Source organism: Pirellulales bacterium (genome assembly GCA_035546535.1).
Taxonomy (GTDB): Bacteria; Planctomycetota; Planctomycetia; order Pirellulales; family JACPPG01; genus JACPPG01.
This window is the reverse complement of the sequence record DASZWQ010000108.1, coordinates 1-11,286: the sequence shown is the minus strand read 5'-3', so window position 1 is coordinate 11,286 and position 11,286 is coordinate 1. Positions and strand designations below refer to the sequence as shown.

Genomic DNA, 11,286 nt, shown 5'->3' with positions numbered 1-11,286 from the left:
ATGCTGGGCACCTTGCGACGATGCAGCCTCCGCGAACAAGTTTCCTCATGGGGACTCGGCGGCCAAGGTAGCCGAAAAGTCCTCGACCTCCTGGAAAACACGGCCGCTCTGGCGGCCTAAACTGCGAAACTCGAACTTAGTGCCAGTCGCGTAAATGATCGTATGATCGTTTGGCGAACGCATTTTCATGGCCACCGGGCCGATGGCTGGCAACGAGGGCAATTGCACGTAGCTCTTGCCTTCGAAGGTCTTGAGCGACGTGCCTGGCATTTCCTCGAGCAGAACTGCTTGCCAATCGCGAGCATGCGTGGTGCGGATAATCATGCCACCGCTGCCGAGCATGATGCGGCCGTGCTCGCCTTCTGGATCCGCCGACATAACCGCCGACGTGACCGACAGCCGGAGATCGCCGGCCATCCATTCGATCTCGCGGAGATCAACGCCCTCGGCCACTTCCCCGATAATATCGTGCAGTAAGTGAATCAAGCCGGCATTGATGGACTCGACGTGCGGCTGGATTTCCGGATGACGCAGCATATCGCCAACACGAATCAGAAATCCGCCCCCCTTATTGGCCCGCAGCATCGCCGGATCGAAGGCCGCGCGGCTGAAAAGCTCAGGGTCGACGGCAGGAGCGCTAGCGGGCGCTTCATCCATGCGTTTGTCGTCTGGCAGGCGCGCCGTTTCGATAGGGCGCGCGGTGGGGGCCGGGGGTTGATCGTCGGCCGCTGCGCCGCGGATGAAGGCGGCTGTAAGCGCGACGGCCACAAGTGCACCGCACAGACCGTACACGGTCCAGCGGGTGGAGCGGGGATCTATGGAATCATTCTTCACGCGCAACATTTCCAGCCTCCTTGCCAGAAAGTCCGAGGAGCGCGGCACGACCGACACGCTCGGCCACACGCGCCGCTCCTGTAATGAATTGTGATAGCGAAGCGCGAGCCGCGCGAGCCCTTTGCCATAGGACGTCCCGCTGCCGGCTATGCCGCGCGCCAAACGGTCGGCGGCGAATTCCTGATCGACCGCCAAGCGCCACGCGGCCCAACGCACCAGTGGGTGATAAAAGTGCACCGCTACCGCCGCGAGCGCGACAAGGCGCTGCAAGAAGTCGCCGCGGACGATGTGCGCGACTTCGTGGGCAAGCACCGCCGACAGCTCGTCGGCCGTCCATTCCCGCCAATCGCGAGGAAGAACAATGACAGGCTGTCGCCAGCCGAACACCGCGGCACTTGTCAATCGATCCGTTTGACGAAGATCGATCGCCTGCCGGTAGTCAGCGCGCTCGGCGAGCTGCTTAAGCAAATGCGCAATTACCTGGCCAGTGACAGGCTCGCTCTTGCGGCGCAGATTTTGAACTGCTTGCAGCGCGACTGCCAAGCGGCCCAGGCCAGCCGCGACTCCCAGGGCGCAAAGGATCAAAAGTAGCAATCTCCAGCTCCGCGGCGATGCGTCGGCCGCGCTTGTCGCCCGCTGCACGCCGCGGCCCACGCGGCTCAGCCAAGCCAGCGGCAAGTACGCAGCCGTGTCGGAAGACGTTTGTGCACCATCCGATGGCAACACGGCCGCGGGTGACGGATCCTTGGACGCGGTTGGTCCTGATTCCAATGACTCGGTCGCCCGTGGATTCGTTTCCGCCGAATCCGCGATCCCTGAAATTGACGGAAAGCCCGGTAGCGGTAGAGCCGCCGCAGCGGTGACGGCCAGGATGCATGCCATGCCGATCGCGCCGACCAGGGATCGCCCGGCCGCCGCGGAGCGCGCGACGCAAAGTCGCGCAACGAGCATCGCCATCGCCACGATCGACGCATGGATCGCGCCGCGCAGGATCATGGTGATCAATCCGTTCATGATTCCTGCTCCTCGAGGATTTCGCGCAACAGGGCCCGCTCCTTGGCCGTCAGGCGGCGCCGCTTGAGCACGTTCAATAGCAACTGCTCGCGCGAGCCTTGAAAGACGCGTCGCAGCAGGTCACCTACCAGGCTCTGCGACACTTCATCGAACGATCGAGCGGCGCGGTACACGTAAGGACGTTCGTCGTTGGTTTGCTCGAGAAATCCCTTCTCGAGCACGATGCGGATCAAATTGGCAACCGTGACGTAAGCCAGGTCGAATCCTGCCTCTGCCAGGCGATCGCGCGCCTGCGCCGCCGTGATCTCGCCGTGCTGCCAGAAGACCTGCATCACTTCGAGCTCGCGCTCAGTGAGTTCCTTGGCCGAAGGTCGGGCCATTCGGGGCTCCCTGTGTTTGGTTAACCAAATTTCAATAACCAAATACCATTTCCGGCGCGAAAGCGTCAAGGGCGAATTATGGCGATACGAATTCGGCCGCGGATAAAGATGCCGGCCTCACCCCTTGCCATGCCCGAAGCCCCGCGATATTATGCAACCAATTGGTTGCCTATTAATCGGCCCCTGCTTCCCATGGAGAGAACGGCGATGGTCAGCTCTTCGACCGACCGCATTGAAAAGAAGATTGAAATCCGTGCGCCCGCCGCCCGCGTGTGGCGAGCACTGACTGACTACAAGGAATTCAGCGCCTGGTTCGGCGTCAACTTGGAATCGCCGTTCATCGCGGGCCGGGCGACACATGGCCACATCACGCACCCCGGCTACGAGCATCTGGTCATGGAAGTGGTCGTGCAAAAGATGGAGCCGGAGCGCCTCTTCTCCTTTCATTGGCATCCGCACGCGATCGATCCGCAGGTCGATTACTCGCAGGAAACGCCTACGCTGGTGGAGTTCGCGCTGGAAAAGACGGCCACGGGCACACTGTTGACCGTCGCGGAGTCGGGCTTCGACGCGATTCCGGCACACCGCCGCGACGAAGCCTTCCGCATGAACAGCCAAGGATGGGCTATTCAGATCGAACGCGTCGCGAATTACGTCGCCAACGCTGCTTGACATCGATCCATTTCGCGCAACTCCGCTGTTGACAGCGCTAGCCCATCGGAGCACTCATTCATGGTCAATTCGACAACCGATCGCATTGAAAAGAGTATCGAGATCAACGCACCGGTGGCGCGCGTCTGGCGGGCGCTGGCCGATTACAAAGAGTTCGGCGAGTGGTTCGGTGTGAACCTCGAATCGCCGTTCGTCCCAGGTCAACCGACGCGCGGCCAGAAAATGCGGACAGGTTACGAGCACCTCACAGTCGAAATGGTCGCTGTGAAGATGGAGCCCGAGCGGCTCTTTTCTTATCATTGGCACCCATACGCCATTGATCCGGCGGTCGATTATTCGCAGGAACCCTGCACGTTAGTGGAGTTCACGTTGGAGAAGACCGCCACGGGCACGCTGTTGACGGTCACCGAGACGGGATTCGACGCGATTCCCGCGGAACGGCGCGCCGAGGCGTTTCGATTGCATAACGAGGGATGGACCATGCAAGTCGAGTGCGTGGCCAACTATGTCAGCCAAACGACGTGACCCGATGAGCCGCGAGTTGCGGCAAAGCGCGCCGGTTTTCGCCGCACTGGGGGACGAAACGCGGCTGCAACTGCTGGCCCGGCTGAGCGCGCACGCGCCGGCGTCGATCACGACCTTGACCGAAGGTTCTTCGCTGACAAGGCAAGCCGTCACCAAGCATCTGCGGGTGCTGGAGCGCGCTGGCCTCGTGCGCAGCGAGCCTGCCGGCCGCGAACGGCTGTTCGAAATCCGGCGCGACTCGCTCGATGATGCCTTTGAATTCCTGGAACGAATGTCGCGCCAGTGGGACCAGGCACTTGCGCGATTGAAATCCTTCGTCGAGGACTAAGCGGCTCCCCTTGCGATGAGGGCAGCCGCGACTGGACGCTTTACGGATCGGACAGGAGATCACGATTTCAGCGTGGCCGTCAGGCTGATGTTCGTGTTCAGCAGCTTCGAAACGGGGCAGCCGGCCTTGGCCTTGCCGGCGAGCTCCTCGAACTTCGCCTGGTCGGCGCCGGGCACTTTGCCAGTCAGTGTCAGATGGATCGCCGTAATGCCCCAGCCGCCATCAACCTGTTCGAGGGTCACCTCGGCCGACGTATCCAGCTGTTCAGCCGTGAGATTTGCGTCGCCCAGGATTTTCGACAGCGCCATGGTGAAGCAACTGGCGTGGGCGGCGCCGATCAGCTCTTCGGGATTGCTACCGCGCTGCCCTTCGAAGCGAGCGGCAAAACCATAAGGATACGCAGAAAGCGCGCCGCTTTCGGTCGAGATGGCCCCCTTGCCGTCCTTGATGCCCCCCTGCCAGGCCGCCGAACCACGTCGTTTGATCTTCATCGGTGCGTCTCCGCCAAGGAATTGTCGGTCGAGGTCCACGCGAGCATTGTACGCGGTCGCGGCAGGCGTGGCATAGGACCGCGCAAGGGCGCATGATCCGCGGCATCAGTGACCTATAACCCCTTGGAGGCCGGCGAGCGCTTTCGATTCGCGCGCGGCATTCAACAATTTACAAGCGCGCCGACAAGTGAGTCGCGACGTTCTTCTCGAACCACCTGCGCGTGGAACCACGTCGCCCGACGTCATCGCTTCATCGCGCACGGCGACGAGTAACGGCGCGCGCCCTGCGTCAAATTGACGTGTCGCAAGCGCGCTTTTGGTGACGAATGCGAACAGACCTGACGGCATCGTAAGATCGCGGCGGCGAATGTCCTCGACACACGACTCACGCTCTTGCGACCAATAAGATTCGTGCTAGGGTACGAGAAGGCGGTGATTTTCAGCCGATATTTCGCATCGGCTCTCTCTCGCGAGTGAGAGATCCATGAATCCGACTGTCTTCGCCATGCGGCGGCCGATCACGACCATGATGTTGGTCGTGGCACTCGTCAGCGGCGGATTTCTGGCTTACAGCCGGATGCGCGTCGATATCTTTCCCTCGCTCAACGTGCCGAAGATCTACGTCTTTCTTGATTACATCGGCATGAGCCCCGACCAGATGGAAGGGTTCATCGTCAACCAGCTCGAACTGTACTTTCAGTACGTCGACGGCATCCAGGACATCAAGACGCGCAACATCCAACAGGTTGCGCTGTGCGAGTTGTCGTTCTTTCCCGGTACCGACATGGGGCAGGCCATGGCGCAAGTCGTGGCGATGTCCGACCGGGCCATGTCATGGATGCCCAAGGGAACGCTGCCGCCGATGATCATGCGCATGGACGCGGGCAGCGTGCCGGTGGGCTACCTGGTGTTCGAGAGCAAGGAGACGTCCCTGGGCCTCATGGGCGATTATGCCCAGAACATTATTCGCCCGCTCGTGCAAAAGTTCGTTCCCGGCACGGTGGCGATTTCTCCCTTCGGCCCGAATATGCGTTCGATCGTCGTGACGGTCGATCCGCACAAGCTGCTCACCTATAACCTGCGACCACAGCAGGTGATCGAAGCGTTGGCCTCGGGGAATACGATCATTCCGGCGGGCAACATCTACGTGAAAGATTCCATGCCCGTGGTGGCCAACAATGCCACGGTCGTCGACGTGCAGCGGCTAGGCGATATTCCACTGAAGATCGGCGAGAACGTCTACCTGCGCGACGTGGCCGTCATCCAGGACGACACGGATATCACCTACGGCTATGCGCTGGTCAACGGCAAGAAGTCGGTTTTCTTGCCCATCATCAAGAAGGATACCGGCTCGACGCTGACGGTCGTGGGCGACATCCGCAAATCGATGCAACTGTTTCGTGACGCGGTTCCCAAGGACGTCTCGGTGAACTTCGAGTTCGACGAGTCGCCTACCGTGCTGGCGGCGGTCGAAAGCGTGGCGACCGAGGGGCTGATCGGCGCCGGCCTGACGGGTTTGATGATCTTGTTGTTTCTTGGCGACCTGCGCAGCGTGATCGTCGTGGTCGCCAATATCCCGCTGGCGCTCTTGGGCTCGTTGTTCGGGCTGTGGCTGACCGGCAACACGATCAACATCATGTCGCTGGGTGGAATGGCGCTGGCGATCGGCATTCTCGTCGACGAAGCCACGGTGACCATCGAGAACGTACACGTGCAAATGGAGCACACGCCGAAGCTGGCCTCGGCCGTTCTACACGCCAGCAATGCCACGGCCGTACCCCGTTTGCTGGCCCTGTTGTGCATCCTGTCCGTCTTCATCCCCGCTTTCATCATGGAGGATCCGCTCCGCTCGCTCTTCATGCCGCTAACGCTGGGCGTGGGGTTCGCGATGATCTCGTCGTATCTTCTCTCCAGCACTTTCGTGCCGATCATGTGCGTCTACCTGCTCAAGCACGGCGGGCATGGCGAAGCTGCGGAGCACGCCGGGCTGTTCGGCCGCTTTCTCAAGGTCTATGGCAAGATCGTCGAGTGGTTCGTGCGGCTGCGGTGGATCATCGTGCCGGCCTATATCGCTGGCTGCGTCGCGATCCTGGCCGTTCTCGGCATCCAGGTTGGCAACGAGTTGTTTCCGCAGGTCGATTCGGGCCAGTTCGTGCTGCGATTCCGGCCTCCGCCGGGCTCGAACTTCGATCTCACGCGACAAATGGCCGTCAAATGTCTGGAAGTCATCGAAGCCGAAGCCGGGGCCGAAAACATCGACATTTCGATGGGCTTCGTGGGCCAGGTCGCGCCGAACTTCGGCATCGACAATATGGTCCTCTTCATGCGCGGCCCGGACGATGGGCAGCTACGCGTGGCCTTGAATGAAGAAAGCGGCATCAAACTCGCTGAGTTTCGCGAGCGGCTGCGCAAGCTGTTGCCCGAGAAAGTGATTCCCTGGCTGACCCAGCGCCTGGAACAAGGCGGCCTGTCCCCGGAAGACGCCGCGACGCAGGCCAGGCTGGCCGTGTTCGGCTTCGAGCCGGGCGATATCGTCACCAGCGTCATGAGCTTCGGTTCCTTGGCGCCAATCGCGGTGCGGATCGTGGGTACCGACCTGACGGCCGTCCGACAGCATGCGGAAAGAATCGCGGCGGAAATGAGGCGCATTCCGTATCTGCGCGATATCGGATTCGAGCAGGAACTCGACTACCCGTCCGTCGAAGTGACCGTCGATCGCGAAAAAGCAGGCCTCAGCGGCGCCACGGTCGAGGACGTGGCCCAAGCCCTGGTGATGGCAACCTCTTCGACGCGGTTTACGAATCTGAACTACTGGATCGATGTAAAAACCGGATTCGATTACCTGGTGCAGATTCAGGTTCCCCCGTTGCGCATGGAAAAGCCCGAGGATATCGAGATTCTGCCGCTGCAGTCGGTGAATCCGCTGGTGAACTTGATGATTCGCGACGTGGCGTCGGTTCACGAGGGCGTTCGCCCCGGTGAATTGGACCGCGACATGTCGCAGCGTTACGTCACGCTGACGGCGAACGTCGAGGGAGAAGATATGGGCCGCGCGTCGCGGCAGGTCGAAGCGGCCGTCGCCGCCGCCGGCGAGCCGCCACGCGGCGTCCGCGTCGAGCTGATGGGGCAACTGCCGCCGATGATTGCCATGTTCAAGGCGCTCGGCATCGGCCTGGCGGTCGCGGTGTTCGTCATCCTGGTGCTCCTGACCGCGTACTTCGAGTCGCCGCGCTTGGCGCTGGTCTCGGTCGGCGCCGTGCCCGGCGTGTTGGCCGGCATCGCCACGATCCTGTACTTCACCGGCACGTCGTTGAATATCGAATCGTTCATGGGCTCGATTATGTGCCTGGGCGTTTCCGTGTCGAACTCCGTGATGCTGGTGACGTTCATGGATGACCACTGGCAGAACGGCGATCATTCGGTAAAGGCCGCGATTCTGGGCGCCAGCGAGCGGCTCCGCCCGATCTTGATGACCGCCTGCGCCATGACCGTGGGCATGGTGCCGATGGCGCTCGCCCTGGAACGTGGCAGCCAGATGCAAGCGCCGCTGGGACTTGCCGTGATCGGCGGGCTGGTCATGTCGACGTTTGCCACATTGCTGGTGCTGCCGTCGGTGTTTGCGATCGTCATCGGCAGCAAGATGGCTCGTTCGGCCTCGATTTACCCGGACGACAAGCGCAGCGTCCACTATGACCCGCTCGTATTCGCGCGCGTCGATGAGTTCCACGAAGAAATGAAGCCGAGCGAGGACTATGCGGCATGGGACGAGCGGATGGGCGGCAAGCCTCCGGCCGGCGCGCCGCATGAAGAAGCCTCACCGGACGAGCCCGCACCGCCGGATGCCGGTAGTGAAACCCCCGAGTCAGGGTCGCATGATGCCGCCATTGAGTAGGTTCTGTCCGTCTTGGCACGCCGCCGGCCGGGGGCGTGAGCATCGCCGCGCAGCACGCGGTTTCGGCATTTTCCTCGGCAGGCGGACGGCGGCCGGCATTTCGCGCCTTTGCGCCTGCGCGTTGCTGATGGCCTGTGTCGGGTGCGGCGCCAACGTTACGGCGGACGCACCCGGCGACGCGCCGCCGCCGGACGTGCGAATCGTGAAGCCGCAATTGCGCAACATTACGCGCGTGGTCGGTCAGCCAAGCTTTGTCGAATCGTACGAACGCACTTCCATTTTTCCCAAGTTGAGCGGGTACGTCGAGAAGTGGTACGTCGACATCGGCGACCCGGTGAAGAAAAACCAGGTGCTCGTCGACCTTTTCGTTCCCGAGATCGAAGAGGATTACCGCACCAAGAAGGCCACGGTCGAGCTCGATAAGCAGCGCGTGGAGTTGGCGAAAAAAACGGTGCTCGTCGCCAAGGCCGACGTCCAGGCGGCCGACGCACGGCTGACTTCGACGCGCGCGATTTGGGATCGTTACGATGCGCAGGTGGTACGCTGGCAGTCGGAAGTGGAGCGGCTGACGGATGAAGTGAACCGCGGCGTCATCGACGAGCAAGTGCTGCGCGAATCGGAGAATCAGCTGAAGGCCGCCACCGCGGCGCGCGACGCCTCGGTAGCGGAAATCGAGAAGGCCGAAGCGGATCTCGAATCGAAGATCGCCACGCTCCACCAGGACGAAGTTGCCGTCGACGTCGCCGAAGCCGACGTCCAAGTGGCCACGAGCGACTGGAAGCGAATGGAAGCCTGGGTCGGCTACCTGAAGCTCTATGCGCCCTACGACGGGGTGGTCATCGGACGAGCGGCGAACACAGGCGATTTCGTGCTGCCCGCCAAGGGCGACCCGACGGCCCGCGCGCGGTCGGTCGAACTTTCGCCCAGCGGCGAAGCGGCGCCCGTGTACGTGATCGACCGCACGGACGTGGTTCGCGTGTTTGTCGACATCCCCGAGCATGACGCGAATTACGTCCGTGCTGGCAGCCGGGCCACGGTACTGGTCAAGGCTTTCCGCGATCAGCCCATTGCCGCCACCGTCACGCGCACGTCGTGGGCGCTGAACGTCAAAAGCCGCACGCTGCGCGCCGAGATCGACCTGCCGAACGTCGGCAGCGAGATTCCCACGGATTTGCCTGAAAGCACCCGTCGCGCGCTTTCCGAAGTGCGTTTGCCCAAGACTGATACCCAGATCTTGCCCGGCATGTACGCGTACGGCAAAGTCATCATCGAGCGGCCGCACGCCTTGGCGCTGCCGGCTTCGGCCATCGTGTACAACGGCGAACGAGCCTTTTGCTGGATCTATCGGAACGGCAAGGCGATGCGCCTGGAGATCCAGCTGGGCGTGCGAGAGGGCAAGTGGGTCGAGGTGACCAACCACCTCCGGCTGCCGGCCGACGATGCTGTGCAGAACGTCAGCTTGAACGGTTCGGCCGGCCCGGCCGGAAAAAATCCTGACGAAGCCTGGGTCCCCTTCGACGGCACGGAAGAGGTGATCGTCGGCAATCTGGCCGCGCTCTCCGAAGGCGGGCCCGTGACCCTGGCGAGCCTGAAATAGGCTTCTCAGCCGCTGGCGATATTTCCTGGACTCAATAAGTGCTCCCTTGGCGCGCGCTGGCAAGCGAACATGCGCTTCTGAATATCAGCGCGCGAAATCGATCCGCCCGAGCGGTACACGCGTGCCGCAAAGGGCGCGGCATTGAAGAAAGCGGCCGCCGCGGTGAAGCGAAAAAAGCCGCCGCCGCGGCGAAGCGACGACAAGCGGCTGCTGACGGCCGCGGCACAGCGCGCCGGTCTTATGAGCGTTAACGACTGCTGGCCGCCAGAGGGCGCTCGAGCAGCACCAACCGGCCGCAAGACGCGTTCGGGCAGCGGGCCAGGTTCGGCGCCAGGCAGGTTTCGGCCGTTACTTCCGTGCCGCAGTAGGGGCAAGCGGCCGTCCCGGCGGCGGCGTCAGCGGCGATTGATGGATCGCGGCGCACGGCGGGCTCCTGGAACTCGGTCGTGCCGAACCGCGTGTTGATCAATCGCCGCGCCGTGCGGCCGCGCAGCAACAGCATCGTCACGACCCCGGCCCCGAAACCTCCTAAATGGCAATACCAGGCCGTTCCCACCGCGCTGTGCGGCGAACGCGTCACGCCGTCGATTTGTGTATAGATCCAAAACGCTACGAACAGGCCGGCCGGGATCATGAATACGTGCGGGCGGATGATCCACACCAGCGTGCGAATGCGCGTTCTTGCACCAGCCAGGACCCAATAGGCGCCGATCACGCCGGCGATCGCGCCGCTCGCCCCGACTAAGGGCACTTCGCTCCCCCAATGCACGGCGGCATGTGCCAGACCGGCCAGGACGCCCCACAACAGGTAGAAGGTCAGAAACGTCCACGTCCCCAAGGCATGCTCGAGCGTGCTGACGAACGCCCAGAGGACAATCATGTTGCCCAACAGGTGCATGAAACCACCGTGGACGAACATGTAGGTTCCCAATCCCTCGAAGCGATCCTTTTGCAGATCCTTCGGCGTGAGGCCGTAATGGAAAATGACCTCGCGGGTTTGCGGCGCCTGGTCGAAGCCAATGGTAGCGGCGATCAAACCGCCGTGGGGTTTCGCCGCACCGCGCGCTCTTTTTATGGGCGGCGAATAGTCGATGGCCATGCCGACCATTGCGAAGAAGATCAGCACGTTGGCGCCGACGAGCGCCATGCCGGCCATCGGCAAGGTATGCGTGTCGACGTCATCCCCCAGAGGCACAAACATCGCCCAACTCCCTGTGGCGGCGTCAAAGGGTGACCAAGCAGCGAGGCGCTCCTCTTCTGGGAGCATAGCTTTGGGAGGGCCCAACGACGCGCGCAGGCGTGGTCAACGGGCACCCGACGCTGTTGTTTCCAGGAAAATCAGCAAAATCGCCATCGCAGACACCCGCGGGCGAAACCATGCGAGGTTCAGAAGGTCTTGTCCTGGCGCGGGTGAATTGAATGTGTAGCAGCGTGCTGCGCTTTACGAGCTGCCGGCATCATTCGCGCGCTGTAAGGACCCCTTCCGCTGGGCGGAGGATTGCAGCGGCCAAGGCCATGGCCGCCACAGGACAATCTGCGTCCGCTTCTTGCCG

The 11,286-nt window shown here is 62.3% G+C and carries 9 protein-coding genes; 5 read left to right on the top strand and 4 right to left on the bottom strand.

The window, feature by feature from the left end; genetic code table 11:
- Nucleotides 1-45: 45 nt before the first annotated feature.
- Together VHD36_13430 and VHD36_13425 are read right to left on the bottom strand one after the other, a co-directional pair.
- Entirely contained in the window at nt 46-1,848 is a 1,803-nt protein-coding gene (locus VHD36_13430) for a M56 family metallopeptidase (protein HVU88316.1), read from the bottom strand.
- Entirely contained in the window at nt 1,845-2,228 is a 384-nt protein-coding gene (locus VHD36_13425) for a BlaI/MecI/CopY family transcriptional regulator (protein HVU88315.1), read from the bottom strand. Before VHD36_13425 ends, VHD36_13430 begins: the two co-directional genes overlap by 4 nt.
- A 207-nt stretch (nt 2,229-2,435) precedes the next feature.
- Between VHD36_13425 and VHD36_13420 the strand changes: the two genes are divergently transcribed.
- From VHD36_13420 to VHD36_13410, 3 genes are read left to right on the top strand one after another with little or no spacing between them, the layout of a single operon-like run.
- Nucleotides 2,436-2,900 (top strand): SRPBCC family protein, encoded by a 465-nt coding sequence (locus tag VHD36_13420; GenBank protein HVU88314.1) that lies wholly within the window; start codon nt 2,436-2,438, stop codon nt 2,898-2,900.
- A 60-nt stretch (nt 2,901-2,960) separates the two neighbouring features.
- On the top strand, nt 2,961-3,425 hold the full coding sequence (locus VHD36_13415) for an SRPBCC family protein (protein HVU88313.1): 465 nt from the start codon (nt 2,961-2,963) through the stop codon (nt 3,423-3,425).
- Complete coding sequence (locus VHD36_13410; protein HVU88312.1) at nt 3,406-3,753, top strand: metalloregulator ArsR/SmtB family transcription factor; 348 nt, start codon at nt 3,406-3,408, stop codon at nt 3,751-3,753. Before VHD36_13415 ends, VHD36_13410 begins: the two co-directional genes overlap by 20 nt.
- Before the next feature lie 59 nt (nt 3,754-3,812).
- Here the strand turns inward: VHD36_13410 and VHD36_13405 are convergent, their stop codons facing one another.
- On the bottom strand, nt 3,813-4,244 hold the full coding sequence (locus VHD36_13405) for an OsmC family protein (GenBank protein HVU88311.1): 432 nt from the start codon (nt 4,242-4,244) through the stop codon (nt 3,813-3,815).
- A gap of 484 nt (nt 4,245-4,728) precedes the next feature.
- Between VHD36_13405 and VHD36_13400 the strand changes: the two genes are divergently transcribed.
- The gene (locus VHD36_13400) at nt 4,729-8,136 is read left to right on the top strand and encodes an efflux RND transporter permease subunit (GenBank protein ID HVU88310.1); all 3,408 of its coding nucleotides are present in this window, start codon (nt 4,729-4,731) and stop codon (nt 8,134-8,136) included.
- A gap of 127 nt (nt 8,137-8,263) precedes the next feature.
- Nucleotides 8,264-9,733: an efflux RND transporter periplasmic adaptor subunit gene (locus tag VHD36_13395; GenBank protein ID HVU88309.1), complete on the top strand. Its 1,470-nt coding sequence runs from the start codon at nt 8,264-8,266 to the stop codon at nt 9,731-9,733.
- Between the two features lie 247 nt (nt 9,734-9,980).
- Here the strand turns inward: VHD36_13395 and VHD36_13390 are convergent, their stop codons facing one another.
- The gene (locus VHD36_13390) at nt 9,981-10,934 is read right to left on the bottom strand and encodes a rhomboid family intramembrane serine protease (GenBank protein ID HVU88308.1); all 954 of its coding nucleotides are present in this window, start codon (nt 10,932-10,934) and stop codon (nt 9,981-9,983) included.
- Nucleotides 10,935-11,286 lie beyond the last annotated feature (352 nt).

Bases quoted from the DNA above. Each gene is read 5' to 3' on its own strand.
- VHD36_13390 (HVU88308.1), bottom strand. From the start codon at position 10,934: ATGTTTGTGCCTCTGGGGGATGACGTCGACACGCATACCTTGCCGATG.
- VHD36_13410 (HVU88312.1), top strand. From the start codon at position 3,406: ATGTCAGCCAAACGACGTGACCCGATGAGCCGCGAGTTGCGGCAAAGC.
- VHD36_13425 (HVU88315.1), bottom strand. From the start codon at position 2,228: ATGGCCCGACCTTCGGCCAAGGAACTCACTGAGCGCGAGCTCGAAGTG.
- VHD36_13400 (HVU88310.1), top strand. From the start codon at position 4,729: ATGAATCCGACTGTCTTCGCCATGCGGCGGCCGATCACGACCATGATG.
- VHD36_13430 (HVU88316.1), bottom strand. From the start codon at position 1,848: ATGAACGGATTGATCACCATGATCCTGCGCGGCGCGATCCATGCGTCG.
- VHD36_13415 (HVU88313.1), top strand. From the start codon at position 2,961: ATGGTCAATTCGACAACCGATCGCATTGAAAAGAGTATCGAGATCAAC.
- VHD36_13405 (HVU88311.1), bottom strand. From the start codon at position 4,244: ATGAAGATCAAACGACGTGGTTCGGCGGCCTGGCAGGGGGGCATCAAG.
- VHD36_13395 (HVU88309.1), top strand. From the start codon at position 8,264: ATGGCCTGTGTCGGGTGCGGCGCCAACGTTACGGCGGACGCACCCGGC.
- VHD36_13420 (HVU88314.1), top strand. From the start codon at position 2,436: ATGGTCAGCTCTTCGACCGACCGCATTGAAAAGAAGATTGAAATCCGT.